The organism is Paenibacillus flagellatus, from assembly GCF_003217775.1.
In the GTDB taxonomy this organism is placed as follows: Bacteria; Bacillota; Bacilli; order Paenibacillales; family NBRC-103111; genus Paenibacillus_AB; species Paenibacillus_AB flagellatus.
The window spans coordinates 75,724-102,510 of record NZ_QJVJ01000019.1 but is presented as its reverse complement, the minus strand read 5'-3'; the positions used below and the strand labels follow the sequence as shown (position 1 = coordinate 102,510).

Annotated in this window: 27 protein-coding genes; all 27 read right to left on the bottom strand. The window is 57.7% G+C overall.

All coding sequences use genetic code 11. The features are described 5' to 3' along the window. Positions 1–179: 179 nt before the first annotated feature. A complete protein-coding gene (locus tag DLM86_RS29840; RefSeq protein WP_110843703.1) occupies positions 180–623 on the bottom strand; it encodes a DUF2243 domain-containing protein in 444 nt (147 codons plus the stop codon). A 162-nt stretch (positions 624–785) separates the two neighbouring features. Next, a complete protein-coding gene (locus DLM86_RS29835) occupies positions 786–1,757 on the bottom strand; it encodes a Gfo/Idh/MocA family protein (protein ID WP_110843702.1) in 972 nt (323 codons plus the stop codon). Positions 1,758–1,820: 63 nt separating this feature from the next. Beyond that, positions 1,821–2,525, bottom strand: coding sequence for a regulatory protein RecX (locus tag DLM86_RS29830; protein WP_245955012.1), 705 nt, complete (start codon positions 2,523–2,525; stop codon positions 1,821–1,823). Between the two features lie 78 nt (positions 2,526–2,603). Then, the gene (gene recA, locus DLM86_RS29825; RefSeq protein ID WP_110843711.1) at positions 2,604–3,656 is read right to left on the bottom strand and encodes a recombinase RecA; all 1,053 of its coding nucleotides are present in this window, start codon (positions 3,654–3,656) and stop codon (positions 2,604–2,606) included. Between the two features lie 222 nt (positions 3,657–3,878). Further along, positions 3,879–5,141: a competence/damage-inducible protein A gene (locus DLM86_RS29820; RefSeq protein ID WP_110843701.1), complete on the bottom strand. Its 1,263-nt coding sequence runs from the start codon at positions 5,139–5,141 to the stop codon at positions 3,879–3,881. Positions 5,142–5,184: 43 nt separating this feature from the next. Continuing rightward, on the bottom strand, positions 5,185–5,763 hold the full coding sequence (gene pgsA, locus DLM86_RS29815; protein WP_110843700.1) for a CDP-diacylglycerol--glycerol-3-phosphate 3-phosphatidyltransferase: 579 nt from the start codon (positions 5,761–5,763) through the stop codon (positions 5,185–5,187). Continuing rightward, the gene (gene rimO, locus DLM86_RS29810; protein WP_110843699.1) at positions 5,760–7,088 is read right to left on the bottom strand and encodes a 30S ribosomal protein S12 methylthiotransferase RimO; all 1,329 of its coding nucleotides are present in this window, start codon (positions 7,086–7,088) and stop codon (positions 5,760–5,762) included. The genes pgsA and rimO overlap by 4 nt, the downstream gene beginning before the upstream one ends. Positions 7,089–7,252: 164 nt before the next feature. Beyond that, positions 7,253–7,744, bottom strand: a complete 492-nt coding sequence (locus DLM86_RS29805) for a YajQ family cyclic di-GMP-binding protein (protein ID WP_110843698.1) — start codon at positions 7,742–7,744, stop codon at positions 7,253–7,255. A gap of 118 nt (positions 7,745–7,862) precedes the next feature. Beyond that, positions 7,863–8,024 carry a hypothetical protein gene (locus tag DLM86_RS32440; RefSeq protein ID WP_170143739.1) on the bottom strand — a complete coding sequence of 54 codons (162 nt, stop codon included), beginning with the start codon at positions 8,022–8,024 and terminating at the stop codon, positions 7,863–7,865. A 75-nt stretch (positions 8,025–8,099) separates the two neighbouring features. Further along, positions 8,100–8,996 (bottom strand): helix-turn-helix domain-containing protein, encoded by an 897-nt coding sequence (locus DLM86_RS29800; RefSeq protein WP_110843697.1) that lies wholly within the window; start codon positions 8,994–8,996, stop codon positions 8,100–8,102. 50 nt (positions 8,997–9,046) lie between these two features. Next, complete coding sequence (locus tag DLM86_RS29795; RefSeq protein ID WP_110843696.1) at positions 9,047–9,814, bottom strand: DUF3388 domain-containing protein; 768 nt, start codon at positions 9,812–9,814, stop codon at positions 9,047–9,049. Positions 9,815–9,973: 159 nt separating this feature from the next. Next, entirely contained in the window at positions 9,974–10,225 is a 252-nt protein-coding gene (locus DLM86_RS29790) for a DUF3243 domain-containing protein (RefSeq protein WP_110843695.1), read from the bottom strand. 97 nt (positions 10,226–10,322) lie between these two features. Continuing rightward, positions 10,323–11,069 (bottom strand): elongation factor P 5-aminopentanone reductase, encoded by a 747-nt coding sequence (gene ymfI / locus DLM86_RS32895; protein ID WP_245955019.1) that lies wholly within the window; start codon positions 11,067–11,069, stop codon positions 10,323–10,325. Next, entirely contained in the window at positions 11,069–12,355 is a 1,287-nt protein-coding gene (yfmH, locus tag DLM86_RS32890) for an EF-P 5-aminopentanol modification-associated protein YfmH (protein ID WP_245955018.1), read from the bottom strand. The genes ymfI and yfmH overlap by 1 nt, the downstream gene beginning before the upstream one ends. Before the next feature lie 8 nt (positions 12,356–12,363). Beyond that, a complete protein-coding gene (yfmF, locus tag DLM86_RS29775; protein WP_110843693.1) occupies positions 12,364–13,647 on the bottom strand; it encodes an EF-P 5-aminopentanol modification-associated protein YfmF in 1,284 nt (427 codons plus the stop codon). 127 nt (positions 13,648–13,774) lie between these two features. Continuing rightward, positions 13,775–14,575 (bottom strand): spore cortex-lytic enzyme, encoded by an 801-nt coding sequence (gene sleB, locus DLM86_RS29770; RefSeq protein ID WP_110843709.1) that lies wholly within the window; start codon positions 14,573–14,575, stop codon positions 13,775–13,777. A gap of 150 nt (positions 14,576–14,725) precedes the next feature. Beyond that, the gene (locus DLM86_RS29765) at positions 14,726–17,281 is read right to left on the bottom strand and encodes an FtsK/SpoIIIE family DNA translocase (RefSeq protein WP_110843692.1); all 2,556 of its coding nucleotides are present in this window, start codon (positions 17,279–17,281) and stop codon (positions 14,726–14,728) included. 139 nt (positions 17,282–17,420) lie between these two features. Continuing rightward, on the bottom strand, positions 17,421–17,639 hold the full coding sequence (locus DLM86_RS29760; protein ID WP_110843691.1) for a YlzJ-like family protein: 219 nt from the start codon (positions 17,637–17,639) through the stop codon (positions 17,421–17,423). Next, a complete protein-coding gene (locus DLM86_RS29755) occupies positions 17,636–18,376 on the bottom strand; it encodes a ClpP family protease (protein WP_110843690.1) in 741 nt (246 codons plus the stop codon). The genes DLM86_RS29760 and DLM86_RS29755 overlap by 4 nt, the downstream gene beginning before the upstream one ends. A 173-nt stretch (positions 18,377–18,549) precedes the next feature. Beyond that, positions 18,550–20,226, bottom strand: a complete 1,677-nt coding sequence (locus DLM86_RS29750; protein ID WP_110843689.1) for a ribonuclease J — start codon at positions 20,224–20,226, stop codon at positions 18,550–18,552. 187 nt (positions 20,227–20,413) lie between these two features. Continuing rightward, positions 20,414–21,295: a 4-hydroxy-tetrahydrodipicolinate synthase gene (gene dapA, locus DLM86_RS29745; RefSeq protein WP_110843688.1), complete on the bottom strand. Its 882-nt coding sequence runs from the start codon at positions 21,293–21,295 to the stop codon at positions 20,414–20,416. Between the two features lie 72 nt (positions 21,296–21,367). Further along, positions 21,368–22,588 carry an aspartate kinase gene (gene dapG, locus DLM86_RS29740; protein ID WP_110843687.1) on the bottom strand — a complete coding sequence of 407 codons (1,221 nt, stop codon included), beginning with the start codon at positions 22,586–22,588 and terminating at the stop codon, positions 21,368–21,370. Positions 22,589–22,669: 81 nt separating this feature from the next. After that, entirely contained in the window at positions 22,670–23,710 is a 1,041-nt protein-coding gene (locus tag DLM86_RS29735) for an aspartate-semialdehyde dehydrogenase (RefSeq protein WP_110843686.1), read from the bottom strand. 40 nt (positions 23,711–23,750) lie between these two features. Further along, positions 23,751–24,353, bottom strand: coding sequence for a dipicolinate synthase subunit B (locus DLM86_RS29730; RefSeq protein ID WP_110843685.1), 603 nt, complete (start codon positions 24,351–24,353; stop codon positions 23,751–23,753). Next, complete coding sequence (dpsA, locus tag DLM86_RS29725; RefSeq protein ID WP_110843684.1) at positions 24,350–25,249, bottom strand: dipicolinate synthase subunit DpsA; 900 nt, start codon at positions 25,247–25,249, stop codon at positions 24,350–24,352. The genes DLM86_RS29730 and dpsA overlap by 4 nt, the downstream gene beginning before the upstream one ends. A 181-nt stretch (positions 25,250–25,430) precedes the next feature. After that, positions 25,431–26,231, bottom strand: coding sequence for a VOC family protein (locus tag DLM86_RS29720; RefSeq protein ID WP_110843683.1), 801 nt, complete (start codon positions 26,229–26,231; stop codon positions 25,431–25,433). A 132-nt stretch (positions 26,232–26,363) separates the two neighbouring features. After that, entirely contained in the window at positions 26,364–26,786 is a 423-nt protein-coding gene (gene dut / locus DLM86_RS29715; RefSeq protein WP_245955016.1) for a dUTP diphosphatase, read from the bottom strand. Between the last annotated feature and the right edge of the window lies 1 nt (position 26,787).

Here is a 26,787-nt window from a genome sequence, read left to right as displayed (position 1 = left end):
CATCTCTCGATGGCCGGAAAACCAATATACCATGATTCGCTCTCCCGATGCAAGCGAAAGTTTTACCAGCTTCGCTCGCCTTCGATCGCCGGCGTCTTATCGACGGCCGGAATGACAATATATCACGATTGCATTCCATCTTTCAACCGGAAATATTCCCCTGTCGCCTTGCAAATTCCTTATCGCGTTTTCACTCTCGGCTTTGCATAAAGAAGCCGCATGCCCGACAAAAGCAAACAAACGGCGAACAAATCGTAAGCGTAATCGAAAACCGTCTGGTGAGGACCAGGACGAACGTGGTGAATACCTAACCCGTGATGATTGACGAGCCCTTCGACCAAGTTGAATAAGCCTGCTCCGATCAGCATGCCCGCTGCGAAAACGGCCGGTCGATGATCGGCATCGGCCGGCTCGCTGCGCCATAAGACGACGGCTCCCGCCACGATGACGATGGTGACGAAGCCGTGGAACCAGCCGTCGCTCCTGATTTGATGGAATCGGTCCGTGTACATGTAAACGCTGTGCCATTGCAGCAGCTGATGAAACACGATTCCGTCCAGCATGCCGATCGTCCCGATACCGAGCAAAAAGGCGCCGAGAAACGTCCCGTTGCGTCTGAACATAAGACTCCTCCAGCGAATACTGTCTCCCCCAAGAGACGCTGGGGCGAAACAATTCATTTCCGCCCGCACTTCCTTAATCTGACCTTTAACCGAAGCGATTATTCGGCGGGCAACCGGCGGCCATACGCAAAAAGCCGGGTTCCCCCGGCTTTCTTGCTCCATTCATATCCTGACTTTAACCAATTCGTCCATAACCCTCGCCGTACGCATCGCCGATACGCCGGTACTCGGGCATTTGCCGGCCCCTAACAGCTCGTCGACGATCGTCTGAATAAGCGGCTGCTGAATATGCGGAGGCTGCTCGAGCGCATAGTCGCCAATGCCGTCGGCGGTGGTCAGCCGGATCGGCTCGCTTCCGAACGTGGAAAACGTCAGCTTGCCGCGGGAGCCGACGATTTCGTTCACCTCGCCCGCGTGGTACGCGGTGAAGCACCAAAGTCCCGTTCCTTGGACGCCGGACTCGAATACGTAGCTGCCGCTTACGATATCTTCCGCCGGATAAACGCCGCCTTGGTTGCCCGCCCGACCCGCCGCTTCCCGAATCGGACCGAGCAAAAAGTCGAGCAGATCGAGCGTGTGGCTGGCCAAGTCAAAGAAGTGTCCTCCGCCCGACAGCTCCGGCACGACCCGCCATGGCAGACGGTCGGGATCCTCGGTCAATCGCTTCGTATGTACGGTCGTGACGAAACGGACGTCGCCGATTGCGCCCATATCCAGCAGCTGCTTCACCTTCAAAAAACGCGGGAGCGCGCGACGATAGTACGCGACGAACAGCGGCACGCCGGCTTCTCGGCACGCCTCGACCATCTCCGTGCACTCACTCGCGTTAAGCGCCATCGGCTTCTCTACATAGACCGGCTTGCCGGCCGCGGCCGCCGCGAGCGCATACGCTTTGTGCGACGACGGCGGCGTCGCGATATAGACCGCATCGACGTCCGGATCGCGGATCAGCGCTTCCGCATCGTCGTACCATTTCGGAACTTGATGGCGCCGGGCGTAATCCGCAGCCAGCTCCCCGTTGCGACGCATGACTGCGACGAGCTCCGACCGGTCGGCCTTTTGGAAGCCCGGGCCGCTTTTCACCTCGGTTACGTTGCCGCACCCGATTATTCCCCATCGGATCGTGTTCCCCATTCCGCCACTCCTCCGTTCTTCGGGACTAACGAAGCCGACGTGCAGCTTCGTCCCGTATTATGGCTATGCGTCCGGCCAATCCCACATGTCCGGATCTTCGTCTTCGCCCCGCCGTTCATCGGGAGCCAGCTCGGCGATGCGCCGAACCGCCTTGCTTACGATCGCGGACGAGTACCCTCGCCGCATCAAGAAAGCGGCCGTTTTCCGCTTTTTGTCCAAGATGCCGCCCGACGTCAGCTTCCACTTCTTTTGCCCGAGCTCGAAGGCGAGCCGCTCTTCTTCGTCGACCGGCACTTGATCGAGCGCCTCCTGGATCGTCGCCGGCGCCACGCCCTTCTGCTGCAGCTCCTGCTTCACCCAGCGGCGGCCTTTCTTCTGCGAGTAAATGCGCTGCTCCGTCCATTGCGCGGCAAAATCGGCGTCGTCAAGATACTTGTGCTCCTTCAATCTCGTCACGACGCGATCGACGATCGGCGGCTCGTACGTACGCCGTTTCAAATATTGTCGCACTTCCTTCTCCGAACGCGGCCGCCGGCCGACCTGCCGGAGCGCGTCCGACCACGCCTTCTGCAGCTCCTCGTCCTCAAGCGCGGCGCGTAGCCTGTCGGGGTCCACCCGTTCGCCTTTCAATAGCCGGTGCTTGATGAGCACGTCTTCATGTACGGTAAAGGCGTAAGCCCCGTCGATAAAAATCAAATATAGTCCGTTTTTTTTCGAATGCCGTTCGACGGCGGAAATGACGGATTCGGATTCGTGAATGAAGATCACCTCCGCAGCAGCCCAATAACCGAAAACGCACCTTCATCTGCAAAGGTGCGCGTCCGGTTACCGGAATCGTATGATGGCTTATTCGAATGCGGCCAATTCGTCTTCGTCTTCGTCTTCTTCGGCCGAAGCCAGATGAACGGCGCCTGCCGCCATATTGCTCGCTTCGCGAATTTTTTTCTCGATGACGGCGGCGATCTGAGGATTATCTTTCAAAAATTGCTTCGCATTTTCGCGTCCTTGGCCGAGACGCTCGCCCTCGTACGAATACCAAGCGCCGCTCTTATTGATGATGTCGATTTCCGTACCGATGTCGATAATGCTGCCTTCGCGCGAAATGCCTTCGCCGTACATGATGTCCAGCTCGGCTTGCTTGAACGGAGGAGCGACCTTGTTCTTGACGACCTTGATCCGGGTCCGGTTGCCGACCATATCGTTGCCTTGCTTGATCGTCTCCACGCGGCGCACCTCGAGACGGACGGATGAGTAAAACTTGAGCGCGCGTCCGCCCGGGGTCGTCTCGGGGTTGCCGAACATGACGCCGACTTTCTCGCGAAGCTGGTTGATGAAAATCGCGATTACCTTCGACTTGTTGATGGCGCCGGACAGCTTGCGCAGCGCCTGAGACATAAGACGAGCTTGAAGGCCGACGTGGGAGTCGCCCATCTCGCCTTCGATTTCCGCTTTCGGAACGAGAGCGGCAACGGAGTCTATGACAATGATGTCGACCGCACCGCTGCGAACGAGCGCCTCGGCGATTTCGAGCGCCTGCTCCCCGGTGTCCGGCTGCGACAGCAGCAGTTCGTCGATATTGATACCCAGCTTGCTCGCATAGAGCGGGTCCAGCGCGTGCTCGGCATCGATAAAGGCGGCTTGTCCGCCGATTCGCTGCACTTCGGCAATCGCGTGAAGCGCTACCGTCGTCTTACCGGACGATTCGGGCCCGTACACCTCAATGATTCTTCCCCGCGGGAACCCGCCTACTCCGAGTGCGAGATCGAGGGCAAGCGATCCGCTTGGGACCGTTTCCACCTGCATGTGGGTGGACTCACCGAGTTTCATGATCGATCCTTTGCCAAATTGCTTCTCGATTTGGCGCAGGGCATTTTCCAACGCAGCGCGGCGATCTGACAACATACTCACTTCCTTTTTACGTTTCTATTGTTATGATACCTTCTTTTCGACCGTTTGCCAAGTATTTTTTCGAACATACATTCGCATTTTTTTTCGAAGATACGAACGCGAAGGCCGACGAAAAAAAGAAAAACCGCAACAAGGCTCACGGCCTCTGTTACGGTGCTTCCGTTCCATTACTGCCAGTATAGGGCATTCTCGCGCTTCCGGCAACTAAAAACTTTACGATTCGGCTTCCGCTCGGAGCCGCTGCCAAAGCCGATAAAACGACTGCTTCGCTGCCTTCAGCCGAATCGACCCCCGGTTGCCGGACAGCTGAAGCTTCTCCGTCTCCGCGGGCTTCCCGCGCTCGGCGATGCCGATATAGACGAGGCCGACCGGCTTGCCTTCGGACTGGGCCGGCCCCGCGACGCCGGTAATGGACAGCGCGTAATCCGCCCCCGTCCGCTCCATCACCCGCTCGGCCAAAGCGGCCGCCGTTTCCGCGCTGATCGCGCCGGGAGCCCCCTCTCCTTCGAGCAAGCTTTCCGGAACGCCGAGCAGATCCCGCTTCGCCGCGTTCGTATAACAGACGATCGCTCCGACAAGCGCCGCCGAGCTCCCCGGCACCGCCGTCAGCAGCTCGCTCGCCAAACCGCCCGTGCAGCTTTCGGCCAACGCCGCCTTCTTGCCGCTTCGCGAAAGCAGCTCCACGATGACGCGTTCGATCGGCACATCCTCGACCGCGTACAAATGTTCGCCGACCCGGTCGCGTATGACCCGTTCCGTCTCCGCAAGCTTCCGTTCCGCCTCCGCCGGCGACGAAGCGCGCGTCGTCAGGCGAATGCTCACTTCGCCCTCCTTGGCGTATGGGGCGATCGTCGGGTCTTGCTGACCGTCGATCAAGTCGATCAATCGATGCTCGAGATTCGATTCGCCGATTCCCGCGAATTTGAGCATCTTCGAATGAAGCGGGACCGCTTCCTCGCCCATGACCGCGCGAATCCACGGCACGGCGTACCGGTCGAACATCGGTTTCATTTCTTTCGGCGGGCCGGGCAGCAGCACGTAATGCGTTCCCTTGTGCGTCAAGCCTACGCCTACCGCGAGTCCGTTGTCGTTGGGGAACGGATCGCATCCTTCGATTACGTTCGCCTGTCGCGAATTGCTTTCCACCATATGAAGACCGCGGGCGCGGAATACGTCTTCGATTCGCTCCATCGACGGTCCGTGAATCGAGATCGGCAAGCCGAGCAGCTCGGCAAGCGCGTCCTTCGTCAAATCGTCCTGCGTCGGCCCCAATCCCCCGGTGACAATAACGAAGTCCGCTCTCGAAGCCGCCAAGGCGAACGTTTCGCGCAGCCGCTGGCGATTGTCGCCGACAACCGTCTGGTAATAAACGTCAAGCCCAATACCCGCGCAGCCTTGCGCGATATATTGGGCGTTCGTGTTGACGATTTGGCCGAGCAGAAGCTCCGTCCCGACCGCTATGATTTCCGCTTTCATCCCGGTAACCCCTCCCGACGCTTCCGTGCGGACACGTTCGGCGTCAATTGTCGAACTGGATGACGTGCCAGTTTTTCGCGAAATAATCGATGCCCGAATAAATCGTTATGATGGCGGCGATCCAGCTTGCGATCAGATCGAACGGCACATTGAGAAACGTAAACGGGAAGTTGTTGATGAGCAAGGCGATAATGGCCGTTATTTGCGCCGCCGTCTTCCATTTTCCGAGCTTGCTCGCCGCAAGCACGATGCCCTCCGCCGCGCAAATCGAGCGCAGTCCCGTAACCGCGAACTCGCGGCTGATAATGACGATGGCGATCCAAGCGTCCAGCTTGCCCATATCGACGAGCGACACGAGTACCGCCGTTACGAGCAGCTTGTCCGCCAACGGATCGAGCAGCTTGCCCAAGTTCGTGATCAGCTTATGCTTTCGCGCTATGTAGCCGTCCAAGCTGTCGGTGCTCGCCGCGACGATGAAAATAAGCGCCGCGACGATCTGGTTGTACGTAATGCTGAACTGCTCGATCCGGATCGGAGGCAGATCGAGATTGACGAGCAGAAAAAACATGATGACGGGAACGAGGAATATTCTCGCCAGCGTAATGCGGTTCGCCAGGTTCATGCAATTCCCTCCCCGGACAGGTCGAATTCGAACGAGTGCGTAATGCGTACCTTTTGAAGCTCGCCGATGCCTGCCGAGCATTTGGTCACGAACACTTCGCCGTCGACGTCCGGAGCGTCGTATTGGGTACGGCCGACGTAGACGTCGTTGCGTCCGTCGTACCGCTCGATCAGCACGTCCAGCTCTTCGCCGATCCGTTTGCCGTTCGCGTCCCGGGAAATTTCCCGCTGAATTTCCATCAGCGTCGTCGCCCGGAACTCTTTGACGTCGTCAGGCACTTGATCCGGCAGACGCGACGCCGGCGTATCCTCTTCCTTCGAATACGTAAAGACGCCGAGCCGGTCGAACCGCATCTCCTTGACGAACTCGCACAGGTTGGCGAAATCTTGCTCCGTCTCGCCCGGAAAGCCGACGATGAGCGACGTACGGAGCGCGACGCCGGGAATGCGGGCGCGGATTTTCGCGATCAGCTCGCGAGCGTCGCGCTGGCGGCCCGGACGGCGCATCCGCTTCAGGATGGCGTCCTCGCTATGCTGAAGCGGCATGTCGATATATTTGCACACTTTCGGATTCGTCGCGATCGTCTCGATCAGCTCGTCCGTAAAAAAGCCGGGATAGGCGTAGTGGAGCCGCACCCATTCGATGCCCGGCACCTCGCTCACCCGGTTCAGCAGCTCGGGCAGCTTGAACCCCTCGTACAAATCGGTTCCGTAGTTCGTCGAATCTTGCGCGATCAGGCTAATTTCGCGAACGCCCTGCGCCGCCAGCTGGCTCGCCTCGGCGACGATCGATTCGATCGAGCGGCTGCGGAATTTGCCCCGCATGATCGGGATGCTGCAAAACGTGCACGCATTGTCGCAGCCTTCCGCGATTTTCACGTACGCCGTATAGCGCGGAGTCGTCATTCGGCGCGGAAGCGCCTTCTCGTAATTGAAAGCCGGATTGCCGACGAGGATCGGCTTGCGGCCGGCCAGCGCCTGGTCGATAATGTCGTTGATTTTATCGAAGTCGCCGGTGCCGACGATCCCGTCGATTTCCGGCATTTCGTTCATCAGCTCTTTTTTGTACCGCTGCGTCAGGCAGCCGGATACGATCAGCGCCTTCAGACTGGCCGTTTCCTTCAGATCGGCCAAGTCCAGTATCGTATTGACGGACTCTTCCTTCGCCGCGTCGATAAACCCGCACGTATTGACGATAATAACGGTCGCTTCTTCTTTGTCGTCCACGAGCGAATATCCGCGTTCGTGAATCAAGCCCGACATAATCTCCGAATCGACCAAGTTTTTCTCGCAGCCAAGCGTTACGACTTTCACTTTTTCCGTCATGAAGCTTTCCCCCAAATCGGTCCTGTCCTGTCTTTATCCCCACAAGTATAATATAATCGGATTCGAGGTGTCAAAAGTTGCGCCGCCGCTTGCAGCCGGCTTCCGCACCGTCGCACGAAAAAAAGCCGTGCCATTCGGCAGGCTTTCCGAGCGTTTGCGACGCATTACCTAAAGTTGACGAACTGCAGGTCGAGCGGTATGTCCGCCTGCCGGAGCAGCTGGATCGCCTGCTGCAAATCGTCCTTGCTTTTCCCCGATACGCGGATTTGATCGCCTTGGATTTGGCTCTTGATCTTCAGCTTCGAATCGCGGATCAAAATATTGATCTTCTTGGCGACGTCCTGATCGATGCCTTGCTTCAGCCCGATCCGTTGACGCACCGTCGATCCGGCGGCCGGCTCGATTTTGCCGTATTGCAAGTTTTTGAGCGAGATGCCCCGCTTCACCATCTTCGAATGCAAAATGTCGAGAACGGCGTTCAGCTTGTATTCGTCGTCCGAAACGACGACCAGATCGTTTTTATCGAGCGCGATGCTGCTCTTCGAGCCTTTGAAATCGAATCGGTTGCCGATCTCCTTCTCCGCTTGCGTAATCGCGTTGTTCAGCTCCTGCATATCGATCGCCGATACGATGTCAAACGAGTTGTCCGAGCTCATGAATGGGATGACCGCCTTTCCAATCGTTTCCTCTATTATATCAATCCGTCCGCCCGAAAAAAAGACACCCGCCGATTGCGGATGCCTTTTCCGGTACACTTGTCTCGAAGCATTGTCGTTACCGGCTCCGCTCCGTCGTCCGGAACATATCCAGCACGCCGAGCACGATGTGCGCCAGCCCGAAGCCCAATATGCCGTAGCCCCAGGCGTTCGGGGTCAAATACCAGCCGATGAGGCTAACGATGACGCCCAACACGGTTACGGTCCAGCTCGTCCCCATTCGGATAACCTCGCTTTGTACGATTCGTATCGTTGCGTAAGCGTAGCGTATCCAACAAAAGGACGGATTATTCGGTTACAGCGTGCGTTGAAGGTCGATCTGCACTTTTTTGGACGCCTTCGCGTCGCCGAGCGGGATCGGTACGCCGTTGACGAGAAGCTCCGCAGCGGGCGGAAACCCTACGTTCAAATAGACGCTTTCGTCGGACACCCATTCGCGGGTATCCCCCTTCTTGTACAGCTTCTCCTCGATCACCTGGCGCTCCTGCTTCCGCTCGGCCGTCGCCGGAACGACTTTGTTGATCTGCAGCCAGCACTCCTCGCCGACGATCTTCAGCTGGACGGTCAGCTTGTCGGCGTTCGTCGCCGTATAGTAATCGATGTTCTTCTCGGTGCGGGCGAGCGTGACGACGGGCGTCTGAGGCGGCTTCGCCGGCTCCTGCTGCTGTTGCTGCGTCTTCGCCGGATCGGCCCCGGTGCCGGAAGCGCCGCCACCGGCGGTCTGCATGTTGGTAATGCTCGACTGATCCGGCATCTTGTCGGTAATTTTATCGTTCGGATTCACTTGGTTGTTCTCGTCGCCCGTATACGAGTTTCCGATAAAATAGTAAAGAATGCCCAAGATGAGCAGGATGAACGACAGCATCAAAATGTTGGACGCCCACTTGCTGAGCTTCTCCGTATTGCGCCCGTCGTTCCGCTTCCGCCGGATCGGCTCGACCACCGTCTCCGCCGTGGGCGTCGGAATGGCTTTCCCGTAAAGGTCGAGCACCTCGTTCGGGTCGAGCCCAACGGTTTCCGCGTAGCTTTTGATGAAGGCGCGTACGTAAAAGTTGCCCGGCAGCACTTTATAATCGCCCTCTTCGATCGCTTCGAGATACCGCTTGCGTATTTTCGTCAGCTCCTCGAGCTGATCGAGCGACAACCCTTTCTCCAGACGCGCTTTCTTCAGCAGCTGCCCCAAATCCGACACTGTACGATCACCCCCGCGTTCGGCGCATAGTTACATTTGGACGACGGGTATTAAAAACCGTCGCTTTCGAAATTCGTAAACGTTTCGTACGAAATTTCCTCGTCGGGCGTGTTCCGCAGCTCGACGATGACGTTGAACGTATCGTATGTATATTCCGATTCCCGAATGAAAATATCCGGATGCTCGATCACTTTCGTGGACGGCATCGCCATAATTTCCCGAAGCAGCATATGGTGCTTCTCGTTGGAGCGCATCGTCGATACGATGCCGTCGATGATGAAGACGTTGTTCGGGTTCATCTCGTCGTCCGACATTTGGCTGCGCACCGTCTGGCGAAGCAGCGTCGAGGAGACGAACGTCCACCGTTTCTTCGCGCATACGCTTCCGGCGATGATCGATTCGGTTTTCCCGACCCTCGGCATACCGCGCAAACCGATCACTTGATTGCCGTCCCGCTTGCACAGCTCGCCGAGAAAATCGACGAGCAGGCCGAGCTCGTCCCGGGTGAACCGGAACGTCTTGCGGTCGTCGGAATCGCGCTCGATGTACCGTCCGTGCCGAACGGCCAAGATGTCGACCAGCTTCGGCGCGCGAAGAGCGGTTACAGTAATATTATCCACTTTTTTCAGCATCTTACCCATCAATTCGATTTTTTCGTCGTCGTTCGTCTGCAGCAGCATGCCGCGGGTCCGGTCTTCGACGCCGTTGATCGTCAAGATGTTGATTTCGAGCATCCCCATCAGGGAGGCGATATCGCCGAGCAAGCCCGGGCGGTTTTTATGTATTCTATATTCCATATACCATTGTTTCGTTTCCATATAAACGTCCAACACCTTTCCGAATGACTGCCTGTGCCCAACGAGTAGTTATTCTACAATATTCGCCATTATCCTCCTTGCTTCGTGGAAAAAGTTGCTCGGTTCGTGCAAAAAGCCTCCCGCAAGAGGAGGCTTAGGGCATAATCGCTTTCGTCTTCCTTATTGGTCGCTGACCAGCTTGATCATCAGACGGGCGATCGTTTTTCGTTCCTGCTCGTCAGCCGCGTCCCACAGCTCTTTCAGAACGCGCTCTTCCTTATTTTCCGGATCGACCTTATCGGACAAAAATTCGCCGACTTGGACGGCCAGCTTGGAGATCGTCTCATCGGTCATGCCGGCTTTGTGAGCTTGGTCCACCCGTTCGGACAAAAATTGCTTCCAACGCTCGAAACTTTTCAATACGGTTGCCATGATCGGTTCCTCCTAGTCGGTGTTAAGGGTAACAACAGTTTGTAGGATGTGCCGAATGGCTGACCGTTATGCATCGGGCGCCGGGCGCGCGAACCGGCTATGTCAGCCAGCCCCCGTTGGGACTGATGATCTGGCCCGTGATGTAGCCGGACTCCGGCAGCGCGATGAAGTAGACGAGCGAGGCGATTTCGTCGGGATGGGCGAACCTGCCGGCGGGAATGTCGTTTTGCAGCGCTTCCTTCTCCGCTACGTTCAAGTTCGCGTTCATGGACGTTTCGACGACGCCCGGCGCGACGGCGTTGACGGTGACGCCCGAAGGCGCCAGCTCCTTGGCCAGCGCTTTCGTGAAGGCGTTCACCCCGCCTTTGGCGGTCGAGTAGACGACCTCGCATGAGGCGCCCGATATCCCCCATACGGACGAGACGTTGATGATGCGGCCGTATTTTTGCCGAACCATATGATCCATGAACGTCTGGGTGCACAGAAACATCCCTTTCAGGTTCACGTCCATCACGTTCGTCCATTCTTCCTCCGTCACGTCCTGCAGCATCCCGTAATGGGCGACGCCGGCGTTGTTCACGACGATGTCCGGCATCATGCCGTGCTTCTCCATCTTCTCGCGCATCCGCAGCAGCTGCTCCTTGGAACGGATGTCGGCGGTGACGGTCAAGACGTTGGCGCCGTAGGCCAGACACGCTCGCGCCGTCTCGTTCGCGGATTCGTGCGAGCTCAAATAATGAATGACGACCTGCATCCCGACGGAAGCGAACCGTTGGGCGATGGCGGCCCCGATTCCCCGGCTCCCGCCGGTGACGAGCACGGTCGTCTCGGAAAACGGCTTGATCACGGAGCGGGGCTCCTTACGATCGAGACGGCGAACCGGTCGAAATCGACATGCTCGCTCAATCTCCGGTTGGCGTCGGCCAGCGTGATCGATTCGTAGACGTCCAGAACCTCGAACAGGCTCGTGCCTTTGAACTCGTACTTCGTAAATTCGTGCGCCATCGCTTCCGGCGAGTTCATCATGCGCAAAAAGCCGCCGATCTTTTTCCGCTTGCTCCGCTCGAACGACACTTCGTCGATCCCTTCGGCTTTCGCCCGCTCCAGACCGGCCTTGACCCGCTCCACGAGCTCGTCGGGATTTTTCGTATCGCCGCCGATGACGGAGAACGCGTAATTCGTGTTGCTGTTGTACTCGTGACCGAACTGGTCCGAGATGAGCCCTTCGTCGTACATGTCCTGGTACAGCCGGGAGCTCGGGCCGAGCAGCGCGTCGAACGCCAGCTTCGTCGTCAGCTCGCGCTTCAGCAATTCGTTCCCCTCCGACGCGGTGACGGCTTCCTTGAAGCCGAACATGCATTTCGGCAGCGATACCGGCAGCTCGATCACTTTCTTCGGGTCATGCACCCGTTCGGGCTCCTGCTCGAAATAACGCTTGATTTCGCCTTGGGGCGCAAACGTTTTGGCCGCCTGATTCTCGCGGACGAGCTTCAGCACCCGCTCCGGGTCGACGCCGCCGACGACGAACAGGCTCATGTTGCTCGGATGGTAGAACGTCCGGTAGCACTCGTACAGCGTATCCTTCGTAATTTGCGCGATCGAGTCGATCGTCCCGGCGATGTCGATCCGGACAGGATGCTTCCGGTACAGCGCCTCGATCAATCCGAAATAAACGCGCCAGTCCGCGTTATCGCGGTACATGTTGATTTCTTGACCGATGATTCCTTTTTCTTTCTCGACGTTTTGATCCGTAAAATAAGGGTTTTGAACGAAGTTGATGAGCGTCGTCAAATTTTCGTCGATCTGTCCCGTGGCGGAAAACAAATAGACGGTTCGGTCGAAGCTCGTAAAAGCGTTGGCCGATGCGCCTTGGGACGCGAACGTGGCGAAAATGTCGCCCGTCGGCTCCTCGAACATTTTATGCTCCAGGAAATGAGCGATGCCGTCCGGTACGGTCACTTCCCGCTGCCCTTCGACCTGGAAATGATTGTCGATCGAGCCGTATTTCGTCGAGAACGTGGCGTACGTTTTATGGAACCCGGTTTTCGGCAGGACGTAAACGTCGAGGCCGTTCGGCATTTGCTCGTAATACAGCGTTTCTTTCAGTCGCGTAAACGGTATCGTCTGCATCGTCATCGTCATTCCCCCTTCCGGTCCCGCAAAAAGTAGACGGTATCGAGCTTGACGCGGCCGGCGACCCGGCGAATGTCCTCGACGCCGATGCGTTCAACCTGCTCGATCAGATCGGCCGCCGAACGGACGACGCCGGACAGCTGGTTGTTGAAATCGAGCGATATCGTCTCGAACGCGGAGTCTTGGCTCTCGCGCAGCTGGTTGCGGATCATCGCTTTCGTCTGCGACATTTCCAGCTCGGTAATGGCTCCTTCGGCCATTTGCCCGATCTGTTCCTTGATAATTGCGAGCGCCTTTTCGTAATTGGCGAATTCGATGCCCGATTGAATCGTCAGGATGCCTTTGTGACCGTCTAGACGGGACGAGGCGTAATACGCCAAGCTTTCTTTTTCGCGGACGTTCAAAAAGAGCTTCGAGTGCGGATAGCCGCCTAAAATGCCGTTATACATCAGCATCGCCGGATAATCGTCGTCGGCGTAGGTTACATACGTGCGCAGCCCCATGTTCAGCTTGCCCTGCGTGACGTCTAGACGCTCGACGACCGTGTTGACGTCGGCAACTTCCCGGTGCGCCGGCTTCCGGTCGTATGACGCGGTGCCTGTCCGGCTCCATCGGAACGCCGACTCGATCAGCGGCTTCACCTGCGCCAGCGACGTATTGCCGACGACGTACACGTCGATCGGCGAGCTCGCAAGCCATTGCTCGTAAGTCGCGTACAGCGATTGCGGCGTAATGCCCGCCAAATCGTCCACTTTGCCGAGCGGATGAAGCCGGTACGGCTCGTCCTTGCACATTTCCTCGATGCAGCGCTCGGCCGCGTAACGAATTTTATCGTTCACGATCGCCTCGATCCGTTTGCGCAGCGTCTCCTTCTCGGCTTCGACGTATTTGGCCCGGAACGCTCCCTCTTCGCGGACCGGGTCGGTAATCGCCTCGCCGACGAATTGCAGCGCCTGCTCCAGCATCGAGGCGCCTTCCCCCGCGACGAAGTCGTCATGAATCATGTCCATGCGGAACTGTACGATCTGATAATCGCCCCGCTTGTAAATATCGAAGCCGAAGCCGGCTCCGTACAAGTCGTCCTGACGTTCGCGGAACTGCTTCGTCTCCGGAAGCTTGGCCGTTCCCCGGCGCAGGACGAAGGGAGTCAGTGCGACGGGCGTTACGTCGGATTCGGACAGCGGATGGCCGATATAGACGGATATCGCGTACGTTTTAAACTGATCCGTCGGCAGGACGTGAAGCCTTACGCGGCCTACCGTATCTCTTTCGAAAGCGGATTGGTTCAACGGCAATCGGCTCCCTTCTTCGATTGGTGATTGTCGAGTCACTACTGCCATTGTATCGACCTCATTTCCATTATATTCTTCCAGAAACAGAAGAAGCAACCTGCCGGTTACTTCTTCTCCCTCTCCGTTATTTGCAAAAAATATGTTTGCCGATTTGCTTCACCTGCGGACGGGACCATATCCATTTCGACGTGGCCGTCTCCGGGTTGAAATAGTAAATGCAGCCGCCGGTCGGATCGTAGCCGTTCAACGCGTCCTGTACCGCCTTGCGGGCGACCTCGTTCGGCGTCAGCCAGATTTGGCCGTCGGCGACGGCCGTGAAGGCGCCCGGCTGGAAGATGACGCCCGATACCGTATTCGGAAAGCTCGCCGACTTGACCCGATTCAGGATAACGGCGGCCACCGCGATTTGCCCGACGTAGGGCTCGCCCCGGGATTCGCCGTATACGGCGTTCGCCATCAAGTTCAAATCTTGCTCCGACAGTCCGAGACTGTTCGTGCTCGGCAGCAGCTGTGTCGGGCCCGTCGCCGTGGCGCCCGGCGTGTTGCCCGTTCCGGGAGTGGGCGCCGGGGGCGCCGCTTCCGCTCCTTTGCGGGGCGTCCGGTCCGGCGACCATTCCTTGGTCGCCTCCCACAGCTTCACCTTCGTTTTGCCGCCGACGATGCCGTCGACTTTCATGCCGAATTGGTATTGGAAATTTTTCAGCGCCTGCAGCGTGGCGAAGCCGAAATCGCCGTCCACGTCGCCGTGATAAAAGCCGAGATATTTCAAGCGGCCCTGAAGCTCGTAGACGTCTCCGCCCTTGGCGCCGTATCGAAGCTCGGCTTCCCCGAACGTTTGCTCGCTATAGTACGTACGCTTGATTTGCATACCGGCCAGCAAAAACAGAACGGTGCATATCGTGATGACCAACAGTCGTTTGTTCATGTCGTTCGTCAACCTTCCCTTTTCCGTTAGTTTGCTCCAATATCTCGCCTTATTATGACAAACGGAATGGCGTCTTATTCAAAGGAAGGAAGCGTCGCGAAACGTATAAAAAAACGAAAAAGCGCCCCGCCGGAAGCGGGACGCCTGTGGTCATGACGGTATGCGGCTATGCTGGTACTGCTCCAAGGAGACGAGTACCTCGCGAGGCTTGCTGCCCTCGTAAGGCCCGACGATACCCTTCGCCTCCATCGAGTCGATCAGCCGTGCCGCGCGGGTATAGCCGACGCGCATGCGCCGCTGCAGCAGCGATACGGAAGCCTGCTTCGCCTCGAGCACGATTTGAACGGCTTGATCGTACAGCTCGTCCTCGAAGGCGTCCTCTTCCTCGGACTGCTCCTCGACTTCGGGAACGAGCTCCTCTTGATAAACGGCCTCCTCCTGCGTCTTGCAGAAGTTGACGACCGCCTCGACCTCCTGGTCCGACAAAAACGCGCCCTGCACGCGAATCGGCTTGGAGGCGCCGACCGGCATGAACAGCATGTCTCCGCGTCCGAGCAGCTTCTCGGCCCCGACCATATCGAGAATCGTGCGGGAATCGACCTGAGACGAGACGCCGAATGCGATCCGCGAAGGAATGTTCGCTTTGATCAAGCCGGTAATGACGTCGACCGACGGACGCTGCGTGGCGATAATGAGATGGATGCCCGCCGCACGCGCCTTCTGGGCGAGTCGGCAGATCGAATCCTCGACGTCGTTCGCCGCGACCATCATCAAGTCCGCCAGCTCGTCCAAAATGACGACGATGTACGGCAGCGGCTCTCCGTCCTGCTTCTCCGCGATCATGCTGTTGTAGCCTTCGATATTGCGGGTCGAAAATTTGGAAAACAGCTCGTACCGCTTCTCCATCTCGCCTACGATTTTTTTGAGTGCCAGCGACGCCCGTCTCGGATCGGTGACAACCGGGGCGAGCAGGTGCGGAATGCCGTTATACATATTGAGCTCGACCATCTTCGGGTCGATCATGAGAAACTTCACTTCGTCCGGCTTCGCCTTGTACAAGATGCTCGTGATGATGCCGTTGATGCAGACCGATTTCCCCGAGCCGGTCGCTCCGGCCACGAGCAAGTGGGGCATCTTCGCCAGGTTGCCGACGATCGCCTGCCCGGAAATGTCGCGTCCGAACGCGATCGACAGCTTCGAGCTCGATTCCTGGAATACCGGGCTTTCCATCACTTCGCGCATCGTGACGACGGCGACCTCGCTATTCGGCACCTCGATGCCGATCGCCGATTTCCCCGGAATCGGCGCCTCCATCCGGATATCTTTGGCGGCGAGCGCCAGCGCGATATCGTCGGTCAAGCTGACGACCCGGCTGACCTTCACGCCGACGTCCGGCTGAATTTCGTACCGGGTTACCGAAGGCCCGCGCACCACTTCCAGCACCTTCGTCCGTACGCCGAAGCTTTCAAGCGTCGTCTCCAGCTTGCGCGCGATCGTCTTGTAGTCGACGGCGTCTCCGCCTTTGCCGGAATTGCCCGGCTTGTTGAGCAGCGAGAACGACGGCAGCACGTACGGCTTCGCCGGCGGACGCTCGCGCTCCTGCGCGAACGTCACTTCCACGTCCCCGTCGCCGTCCACCGGCAGCTTGATCTTCATCTGATTCGCCGGGGCCTGGAAGCTCGGCTGAGGCTGCGGAAGCGCCTGCGCAGGCGGTGCCGGGGGCTCGTCCGGCTGCTCCTGCTCGACGACGTTCTCCTGGAAGTCGCGGATGAGCGGGATCGCGGAATCCGTATCGCGATCGTCGTCGTCATCGTCGAACGAGCGCGAGTTGGCGGACGGCGCCGCGTCCTTGCCCGGCGACGAATAGACGATCTCCTCCGCCTCGGCGTCGTCGTCACCGGCGGGTGCGGCCGAAGCGGCCTGCTTCTTTTGCAGCATCTGGAAAAACACCGGCTTCTTTTTCTCGCGCATGACAACCGGGCCGGCCAGCTCGTCCTCGAAGTCGTCGTCGATCGGAATTTGAGGCTGCGTCGCCTTGCGCGTCCGAACCGGCTTCGGCTTCTGCGGACTTTTCATCAATTGGAACATGTCCGATAACGTGTCGCGCAGACGTCCTCCGCCCCCGCGGAACAGCCGCTTCACTTTGCTGCCCATATCCACGTACGAAATGCCCGTTATCAGGACAAAGCCGATGGCGAACAGCGAATATTCGATCAGTCTGGCTCCCAGGTTGTCGAACAGGAAAAACAAGCAGGCATACAGCACCGCACCGATCATGCCGCCGCCGACCTGGTTTGATAATACCGCCTTGTTCTGAGGGCTCAGTCCGTCGAGCAGGCTCGACCACGTCTGGCCGATGATCCAGCTCGCCGACGTCCATTCGCCGTTCGGGTCGAGCAGCTGGAACATCGTAATATGATTCATGATGAGAAAGCCGAGCACGACGAGCAAAAAGCCCGACCGGCGCGCGGTCCAGCCTCGCGGCCATCCTCTCCGGATCATGACGTACAGCCCTATGTATATGAAAATAACGGGTATGACCCAGTCGAATACGCCGAGGAAAAACCGGAACAAGTACATGAGCGAACGGGCGACGGAGCCTTCGTGGGACAAGGCGATGACGGCGAAGATGAGAATGAGGATGCCGTACAGCTCATATTTCAGTTGAGACGAGAGCGATCCGCTTTTTTTTCGTCTTTTGGCCAAGGTTCACACCTCCGAGGTATTTATTATAGCATACTTTCCCAAAAGCGGCTCGGATAAAAACGCACGTTCGGTTTTTTCGGCGCAAAAAAAGAAGCGGGCTCTCCGCTTCTTTGTCGTTCGATATTCGAATGTCGGTCGTTCACACCGGCCGGAACGCGATCATCTGCCCCGGCGCGAACGCGGGATTCAAATAATGCATCGGATCCGGACTGAGCAGCCGCACGACTTTTCCTTGGTACGGCGAGATCGGCTCAACTTGCATCAGGACGCCGCCGACCGTTACCTCGATACAGTTGTCGCACATCTCCTCCAGCCCGTCGAGCACGGACTCCAGCGGCACCTGCGTATACAGAATCATTGTACCATCCCGCCTTTGCCGTTCACGCTCCGGTACTGATCGATTCTCATATTGAGCTGCCGGAGCGCCTCCCCCACGCCGCCGACGGCATCGATCAAGCCGTGCTTGACGGCGTCCGCCCCGATGACGGTCGTGCCGATGTCGCGGGTCAGCTCCCCCGTTTTGAACATGAGCTCCTTCAGCTTCTGTTCGGTGACGCGGGAATGGCTCGTAATGAAACGGATGACGCGCTCCTGCATTTTGTCCAAATATTCGAATGTTTGCGGCACGCCGATGACGAGCCCGTTCAACCGGATCGGATGAATCGTCATCGTAGCCGTCTCGGCGATCAGCGAATAGTCCGACGACACGGCGATCGGCACGCCGATGCTGTGCCCGCCTCCGAGCACGAGCGTAACCGTAGGCTTGGACATGGACGTAATCATTTCCGCGATCGCGAGGCCGGCCTCCACATCTCCCCCGACCGTGTTCAAAATGATCAGAATGCCTTCGATTTTCGGGTTTTGCTCCGCCGCGACGAGCTGCGGAATCAGATGCTCGTACTTCGTCGTCTTGTTTTGCGGCGGCAGCACCATGTGCCCCTCCACCTGACCTATAATCGTCATGCAATAAATGTTCGATTCTGCAGCCGGCGTCGTCGTTTGTCCGAGCTGTTGGATCGTCTCGACCGTGGCGTTACGCTTCTTCTCCTCGGCGATGTCCGGCTGCTCTTGTTCGTTTATCGGATTCCAAGGCATAGGCAGACCCTCCTCCTGTCATCTTTCATAGTATCGATTGGACCCGAAATTTTATCCGGCGGAAAAATCGTCCAACGATTTCGATAAAAAAAGAAGCCCCCGGCTTGGCCGGAGACTCTTACGATTCGTGTTTCGGGTATCGTTGGGTTCAGTGACTAGATCATTGCCGTGCGTTACACTTCCATAATGATCGGCAAAATCATCGGTCTTCTTCGGGTTTGTTCATATAAAAATCGTCCGAGTGCGTCTTTTACGTGCGTTTTGAGCGAAGCCCATTCGTTGACGTTTTCGACCATCAACCGGTTAAGCGTGTTGCTGACGATCCGGTTCGCCTCTTCGAGAAGCCCTTCGGATTCGCGAACGTAGACGAAGCCGCGCGAAATGATATCCGGTCCGGACATGATCGCACCGTCCTGCTTGCTCAGCGTCACGACGACGACGAGTATGCCGTCCTGCGAAAGCAGCTTCCGATCGCGGAGCACGATATTGCCCACGTCTCCGACGCCGAGTCCGTCGATCAGCACGTTGCCGCAAGACACGCGCGGTCCTCTGCGAGCGACGCCGCCCTGAATTTCAACCGTATCGCCGATGTCGACGATGAAAATATCTTCGCGGTCCATGCCGACCGACTCGGCCAGCAGCGCGTGCTGGCGAAGCATCCGGTATTCGCCGTGAATCGGGATGAAATATTTGGGCTTCATCAGGTTGAGCATCAGCTTCAGCTCTTCCTGACTGCCGTGACCCGACACGTGGACGCCGGATACCGAGCCCGGACCGTAGATGACGTTCGCGCCGATGCGGAACAGTTCGTCCACCGTACGTCCTACATACCGTTCGTTGCCCGGAATCGGTGTCGCCGCGATGACGACCGTGTCCCCCGGCAAAATGTCCACCTTGCGGTGGTTGGCGCGCGCCATGCGCGTAAGGGCGGACATCGGCTCGCCTTGGCTCCCCGTCGACAAAATAACGACGCGGTCGGCCGCGAGCTTGTTCACTTCTTCGGGTTCGATCAGCATGCCGTCCGGTATGCGCAAGTAACCGAGCTCGCTTGCCACATTGACGACGTTGACCATGCTTCTGCCGATAACGGTCATTTTCCGGCGAGTCGCCTCGGCCGCGTCAATGACTTGCTGGATGCGGTGCACGTTCGAAGCGAACGTAGCTACGACGACGCGCTGCTTCGCTTTGCGGAACACGTCCTCGAGCGCGATGCCGACGGTGCGTTCCGAGCCGGTATACCCCGGACGCTCGGCGTTCGTACTGTCGGAAAGCAGGGCGAGCACGCCGCGTCTGCCGATCTCCGCCATCTTATGCAAATCCGCGTACTGCTCGTTAACGGGCGTCTGGTCGAACTTGAAGTCGCCCGTATGGACGACGAGACCTTCCGGCGTCTCGAGACAAACTCCAACCGAATCGGGAATGCTGTGATTCGTTTTGAAGAAAGTCGCTTTGATCGTACCGAGTTGAACCTCCGATTCGGAGTTGATCAAAATGCGCTTCGTCTCGCCGAGCAGGTTCGCTTCCTTCAGCTTGCCCTCGATCAGACCGAGCGTCAGCTTCGTTCCGTACACGGGAACGTTCAAATGTTTGAGGACGTAAGGCAATCCGCCGATGTGGTCCTCATGGCCGTGCGTAATCAAGATTCCTCTGACTTTATCGCGGTTCTCCGTCAAATATGAAATGTCGGGGATGACGATATCGATGCCGAGCATGTCTTCCTCCGGAAACTTCAAGCCGGAATCGATGACGACAATATCGTTAGCGTACTGCACGACATACATATTTTTCCCGATTTCGCCCACGCCGCCCAGAGCGAAAATGGATACTTTATCTATATTTTTTTTAGACAAGACTATACCTCCCAGGTTTTATTGACGACGATCCTTATATATCCCGAACCAAAGATAACCCGAACCAGTCACTTGCCATTTATTATACATGAAGCGTGTAGGTGAATACAAGTCGAGTAGTTCTAGCGTGCCCCAAAACGAAAAACCGATGCCGGTCGGCATCGGTCGATTTCGTGTCGTTATGCGATTATCGGCGGAACAGCGCTTCGATGAAACGCCCTTCCTCTTCCGTCGCCGGGACGAGCGGCAGCCGCACTCCGCCGACGGGCATCCCGTGCAAGCCGAGCGCGTATTTCACCGGTACCGGATTCGGCACCCGGTGCGGGCAGTTGAACAAGCCGTTGAAGATCGGACGAAGCTTCGCGTGCCAGGATGCCGCTTCCGCCACATTGCCGCTCGTATAAGCCCGAACCAGCTGCTGCATCTCTTTGCCGATGACGTGACTCGCCACGCTGACGATCCCGTATGCTCCGACGGACAGCATCGGAAGCGTCAAAATGTCGTCTCCGCTGTAGACGCGAAATCCTTCGGGCGCGTTCGCCGTCAGTTCGGAAATCAAATCGAAGTCGGAATGGGCTTCCTTCGTGGCGACCACGTTCGGGAGCTGGGCCAGCTTGAGCGTCGTCGAAGCCGATACGGTAATACCCGTACGGGACGGGATGTTGTACAGCATGACCGGCAAGCTCGTCGATTCCGCCGCCGCCTTGAAATGCGCGTACAATCCTTCCTGCGAAGGACGGTTATAATACGGCGCTACCAGCAGGATGCCGTCGACACCCGCGCTTTCCGCCGCTTTCGTCAAATGAATCGTATGCGCCGTATCGTAGCTGCCCGTGCCGGCGATAATGCGGCACCGCCCTTTCGCCTGCTCCACGGCGAGCTTGAACATCGCGAGCTTCTCGTCCTCGGTCAACGTCGGGGATTCGCCCGTCGTGCCGCAGACGACGAGACTGTCGGACTGCTGCTCCTCGATCAAGTAATCGATCAGCTTTCTCGCCTGATCCCAGTCGACGCGCAGCTCCGCGTCGAACGGGGTCACCATCGCGGTAATGACTCTTCCGAAATCCACTTGAATTCCTCCTTATAACGGTTCCGTAATCCGTTGGTACGGGTCAAGGACAAGTCCGGTGCGTCGAGTCCGTTACGGTTTATCCAATTGAAACGTCTGGTGCAGCGCCTGGATCGCCTTCGCCATGTCGGACTCTTTCACGAGCACCCAGATCGTGGCGTTGGAATCGGCGGACTGCAAAATCGGAATGTCGTTTTTCGTCAGCGCTTCGACGATATGCGCCATAATGCCCGGCACTCCGTTCATTCCCCCGCCGATCACGGACACTTTGGCGCATCCCTCCGTCGTTTCGGGTTCATAGCCGAGCCGGTTCAGCACGCGGATCGCCCGCTCCGATTCATGGGCGAATACCGTATACGTGACGCCGGATACGTTGACATTAATAAAGTCGACGCTGATCTGATGCTGGGCCATCGTCTTGAAGACGTTCAACGACAAGTCGTATTGGCCTTCCTGAGCCGCGACCTTGATCTGGGTAACCGGCGCCACATGCGCGATGCCGGTGACGAAGCGATCCTTCAGCCTGCGGTCGGCCCCTTCCGGTTCGTCCCCTCGTGTAACGAGCGTTCCTTCGTCGTCGGAAAACGTCGATCGGACTCGAATCGGCACGCCCGCTTCCATGGCGACTTCGACCGCACGGGGGTGAATCACTTTGGCGCCCTGGTAGGCCATATTGCAAATTTCCGCATAGGTCACCCGCTCGATCGGCTTCGCCTCGGATACGATGCGCGGATCGGCGGTGAAGATCCCGTTGACGTCGGTAAAAATGTCGACGCATTCGGCCCGCAGCGCGGCTCCGAGCGCCGTGGCGGTCGTGTCGCTGCCTCCGCGACCGAGCGTCGTAATGTCGCCGTGGGCCGTCTCGCCTTGAAAGCCCGGAACGACCGCAACCTTCCCCTCGGACAACGCCTGCACGATGCGGGAAGGTTGAATCGATTCGATGCGGGCGTCGCCGAACCGATCGTTCGTCCGGATGCCGGCTTGCGCTCCGGTCAAGACGACGGCCGGCACGTTCTCCGCCTCGAGCAGGCTGCACAGGACCGCGGCGGAAATGATTTCGCCGCAATGCAGCAGCAAGTCTTTTTCCCTTGCGGGTAAACAGTTGCCGTTGTGCCGAATCAGCTCCAATAAAGAATCGGTGGCGTAAGGCTCCCCTTTGCGGCCCATTGCGGATACGACTACGACCAATTGGTACGAATCGGCTAACGCTTGTTTGATATGACGAATGGCGTGGGTTCTGGCTTGGGCGTCGGAGAGGGAAGTTCCGCCGAACTTTTGCACCAAGATGCGCATGGGCTCCCCTCCAAGCCGCAACGAATCGACCCGTCCTGAGGACGGATCGACGATCGCTGCCGATATTGCGGGTATGAAACGTCAGTTTTGCTCGATGGCGATATATTCGGCGATTTGGACCGCGTTCCAAGCGGCGCCTTTCAACAAATTGTCGGATACGATCCACATGTTGAGCGCGCGCGGGTTGGACAAGTCGCGGCGCAGACGGCCGACGTACGTATCCAGCTTGCCTGCCGCTTCCGTCGCCAGCGGGTACTGCTGCTCCGCCGGGTTGTCTTGAAGAACGATTCCCGGGGCGTTCGCGATCAGCGATTTGACGTCTTCGAGGTCGAAATCGCTCTTCAGTTCGACATAGACCGACTCGGAATGTCCGTATACGACCGGAATCCGAACGCAGGTCGCCGTTACTTCGATCGAATCGTCGCCCATTATTTTTTTCGTTTCGTTGATCATTTTCATTTCTTCGTAAGTAAAGCCGTTTTCCGTAAACTTGTCGATTTGCGGAATGGCGTTGAAAGCGATTTGATGCTTGACCGGCATCGAGCCGACCGGCAAAATGTCCGGATTCGGGTCGCGCCCTTCCAGCACTTCCTTCGACTGGCGAAGCATTTCGTTGATCGCCTTCGCTCCGGCGCCGGACACCGCCTGATACGTCGAGACGATGATCCGGGAAATGCCGTACCGGTCATAGAGCGGCTTCAGGGCGGCTACCATTTGGATCGTCGAGCAGTTCGGGTTCGCGATGACGCCTTTGTGCTCGCTGATCTTGTCGATGTTCACTTCCGGAACGACGAGCGGCGTCTCGGGGTCCATCCGGAACGCGCTCGTGTTGTCGATGCATACCGCTCCGTGCTCGATGGCATGGGGAACGAGCTTCTTGCTTACGTCTCCGCCCGCGCTGAACAAAGCGATGTCGATCCCTTTAAAACTGTCCGGTGTCGCCTCCTCGATCGTCACTTCGCGATCCTTGAACTTGACCTTCGTTCCGGCGGAGCGCGCGGACGACAGCAGCTTCAGTTCGTTGATCGGGAAATTCCGCTCATCCAGCAGCCGGATGATTTGCTCACCTACGGCACCGGTTGCACCGACTACGGCGACATTGAAACGTTTTTGGTTCGACATGGCTTGATTCTCTCCCTTAAAGTTTGAATGATGGATTATGTTAAGAGACAATATCCTGAAATCGTTCGATCAGCAGCGGCTGCAGCTGCTTGCCTTCGAGCGCCGCCGCACACGTGTCCATAATCAGGTCCATGCGAGCCACGAGCGAGTTCGGCTTTTGCGTCGGGTTGTCTTGCCCGAACGGAACGAAATAAATGTTTTTGGCGACGAGCAGCTTGGCGATGTTGGCCGCGTTCAGCCCGAGTCCGTCGTTCGTCGAAATGGCCAGTACGAGCGGGCGCTGGTTGCGCATTTGCGCTTTGGCCGCCATCAGAACGGCGCTGTCCGTCATCGCGTTCGCCAGCCGGCTCGTCGTATTGCCCGTGCACGGGGCGATGAGCATGACGTCGAGCAGCTTCGACGGTCCGAGCGGCTCGGCGTCTACAATTGAAGAAATAATATCATTCCCGGTTATATCTTTCAACTGCTTCTGCCAACCGGCCGACGTGCCGAAGCGGGTATCCGTCGTCATGAGCGTCTGCGAGGCGATCGGGATAACCCGGGCTCCGGCGTCCACGAAACGTTGGATATGCGGCATCGTCTCCTCAAACGTGCAATGCGATCCGGTCAAAGCGAATCCGACCGTCTTCCCTGTCCAATTCATCGCGCATTCCTCCCGGTTGTAACGTCTTCCATGATCAGCTGCGTGACGGTGTTCGCTATGATGCGTCCAGCTGTTTTCGGTGCGACGATTCCGGGAAGTCCGGGCGCGAGCATCGCCTTCACGCCCCGCTTTTCCGCGAAGCGGAAATCGGTGCCGCCCGGCTTCGACGCGAGGTCGATAATGACGGCCCGGTGCGGGATGTTGGCAATAATTTGCGCTGTGACTATCATAGTCGGAATCGTATTAAAAAGCAAGTCGATATTGGACACCTGCTGTGCCAGTTCGCTCAAGTAAAACGGGGAAAAACCCATCTCCCACGCTCTTGCGAAATGCTCCTGCTTGCGGATTCCCACCTTCACGTTGGCGCCGAGTCCCTTCAACGTCCGCGCCATCGTCAGTCCGGTCCGGCCGAACCCGAGCACCATGCATTGAGAGCCGTGAATCGTAATATCGGTGTTCTGGATCGCCATCATGACGGCGCCTTCCGCGGTCGGGATCGAATTGTAAATGGCCACGTCGTCCCGGTCGAGCAGCTCGACAAGCTGAATGTCGTGCTTGGCGCAAAGCTCCTTCAAGTAGGTTCGGGCCATTCCGGTATACACCTTCGCATGTTTCGGAAGCGCGGAGACGTGTTCGTCGCTCAGCACCATTTCCGACGTGGAGAAAATCGAATCGACGACCCCGTTCTCATCCGTCCCGACGACCGGTAAAATGACGGCGTCCGTCTTCTCCAACGTCGTCGGGGAAAGCGACGCTTTCGTCACGCCGCTGAACAAGTTTTGCAAATTGTCGAACCCGATCAGCGTAACGGCGGCGTCCAGCTCCGAAAATTTCTGGATCACTTCCAATTGACGCGCGTCTCCGCCGATCAAGGTGACTTGAATGCCGGTCAGCATATTTACACCCCTTTCGTGACGCTTGGGCGCTGCATCGCGCATAGGCGATGGCAGCCCGTTAAGTATACGACATCTTATGCCGTCCGCCCGGAATGGGTTACAGCCCAGTTCGCCGATCGGCCGCGAAGCGACTCGGACTCGGGTCCAATTAAAAAACGCCCCTCGCGGAGCGTTCCCTCGCTTATTGAATAATGCCGATCCGGTTGCCGTCGGGGTCGACAACATCGAATCGATACACGCCATGTTGCGCCCGCAGCTCGGATAAAACTACCCCGCTATCGCTCAACTCCGCATAATCCGATTCCGCATCGGACGATTTGAGGAGGCAGGGAACGTGGCGCAGCGGCTCGAACCCCGGCGTTTCAACGAGAGCGAGTCGGCTCCAGCCGCCTGCCGCCAATCCCCCCTTCACCCCGGCATACCGGATCGTCAAGCCGGGAATGTAGTCTTTCGTCGGTCCGACGTATCCCGCCACTCCCGTCGCGGTAAAAAAATCGAAAGATAAGCCGAGCTTTTCCGCGTACCAGGCGACCGATCGGTCCAAATCCGAAACCGCCAAAAAGGTCCCTCCCATTGTTAGTACAGGACTCGAGTCTCCTGCGTTCCCTTCCTGGCACAGTCCGATCCGGTTGCCGTCGGGATCGTAAAAGTCGAAGCATAACATGTCGTGGTCCCGAACGAGCGCCGTCACGGTCACTCCCGCTTTCTCCATTTCGAAATGGCGCCTTTCCATCCGATTCGAATGAAAGTTGAACGGAATATGCGAATAGCGGTTCGTCACCGTTTTCCGTACCATGAAAAATCCGTCGGAACCGCTCCGATCTTTCACCGTCTCGGAAAAAGTCAAATAAACCGCCTCGGCTCCCTCAACCGTCTTCCCGTAAACGGGAAGAACTCCGAAATGTTCCCGGTACCAGCTTACGGATCGTTCCAAGTCGGTTACGGGCAAAAATACGGCTTCCAGCCGTTCCAAATGCAGCATCGTATCAACCTCCGGCGAAAGGGTAGTGTCGCTATCTATATGGAAGAAACGGTTTGCCGATCGATAAACATACAAAAAAATCGCCTTTCCTGGTTCAGGAAAAGCGATTCTTGGTCTTAGCCCATAAGGGCATCACTTCGTACCGGAATGGCCGAAGCCACCCGCTCCGCGGACCGTATCATCAAGCTCGTCGACCGGCTCGAGTGCCACCTGCGGAACGATTTGGAACACCATCTGCGCGATCCTCTCGTTCCGTTCGAACGTGAAAGGCGCCTGCCCCAAGTTGATCAACAGCACCTTGATCTCTCCGCGGTAATCGGCGTCGATCGTTCCCGGCGTATTCAGGCACGTAATGCCGTGCTTGAACGCGAGGCCGCTGCGCGGTCGGATTTGCGCTTCGAGCTCCGGCGGCATGGCGATCGCGATGCCGGTCGGGATGAGCGTTCGTTCCCCGGGCTGCAGCGTGACGGGCTCGGTCACCGCGGCATATAAATCGAAGCCGCTGGCGAGTTCGGACATTTTTTGCGGGAGCTGCACGTCTTCGCAGCCGGGCATC

Bases quoted from the DNA above. Each gene is read 5' to 3' on its own strand.
- DLM86_RS29840 (WP_110843703.1), bottom strand. From the start codon at position 623: ATGTTCAGACGCAACGGGACGTTTCTCGGCGCCTTTTTGCTCGGTATC.
- DLM86_RS29835 (WP_110843702.1), bottom strand. From the start codon at position 1,757: ATGGGGAACACGATCCGATGGGGAATAATCGGGTGCGGCAACGTAACC.
- DLM86_RS29820 (WP_110843701.1), bottom strand. From the start codon at position 5,141: ATGAAAGCGGAAATCATAGCGGTCGGGACGGAGCTTCTGCTCGGCCAA.
- pgsA (WP_110843700.1), bottom strand. From the start codon at position 5,763: ATGAACCTGGCGAACCGCATTACGCTGGCGAGAATATTCCTCGTTCCC.
- rimO (WP_110843699.1), bottom strand. From the start codon at position 7,088: ATGACGGAAAAAGTGAAAGTCGTAACGCTTGGCTGCGAGAAAAACTTG.
- DLM86_RS29805 (WP_110843698.1), bottom strand. From the start codon at position 7,744: ATGAGCTCGGACAACTCGTTTGACATCGTATCGGCGATCGATATGCAG.
- DLM86_RS32440 (WP_170143739.1), bottom strand. From the start codon at position 8,024: ATGGGGACGAGCTGGACCGTAACCGTGTTGGGCGTCATCGTTAGCCTC.
- DLM86_RS29795 (WP_110843696.1), bottom strand. From the start codon at position 9,814: ATGGAAACGAAACAATGGTATATGGAATATAGAATACATAAAAACCGC.
- DLM86_RS29790 (WP_110843695.1), bottom strand. From the start codon at position 10,225: ATGGCAACCGTATTGAAAAGTTTCGAGCGTTGGAAGCAATTTTTGTCC.
- yfmH (WP_245955018.1), bottom strand. From the start codon at position 12,355: ATGCAGACGATACCGTTTACGCGACTGAAAGAAACGCTGTATTACGAG.
- sleB (WP_110843709.1), bottom strand. From the start codon at position 14,575: ATGAACAAACGACTGTTGGTCATCACGATATGCACCGTTCTGTTTTTG.
- DLM86_RS29760 (WP_110843691.1), bottom strand. From the start codon at position 17,639: ATGATTCTGTATACGCAGGTGCCGCTGGAGTCCGTGCTCGACGGGCTG.
- DLM86_RS29755 (WP_110843690.1), bottom strand. From the start codon at position 18,376: ATGCCTTGGAATCCGATAAACGAACAAGAGCAGCCGGACATCGCCGAG.
- dapG (WP_110843687.1), bottom strand. From the start codon at position 22,588: ATGCGCATCTTGGTGCAAAAGTTCGGCGGAACTTCCCTCTCCGACGCC.
- DLM86_RS29735 (WP_110843686.1), bottom strand. From the start codon at position 23,710: ATGTCGAACCAAAAACGTTTCAATGTCGCCGTAGTCGGTGCAACCGGT.
- DLM86_RS29730 (WP_110843685.1), bottom strand. From the start codon at position 24,353: ATGAATTGGACAGGGAAGACGGTCGGATTCGCTTTGACCGGATCGCAT.
- dpsA (WP_110843684.1), bottom strand. From the start codon at position 25,249: ATGCTGACCGGCATTCAAGTCACCTTGATCGGCGGAGACGCGCGTCAA.
- DLM86_RS29720 (WP_110843683.1), bottom strand. From the start codon at position 26,231: ATGCTGCATTTGGAACGGCTGGAAGCCGTATTTTTGCCCGTAACCGAC.
- dut (WP_245955016.1), bottom strand. From the start codon at position 26,786: ATGCCCGGCTGCGAAGACGTGCAGCTCCCGCAAAAAATGTCCGAACTC.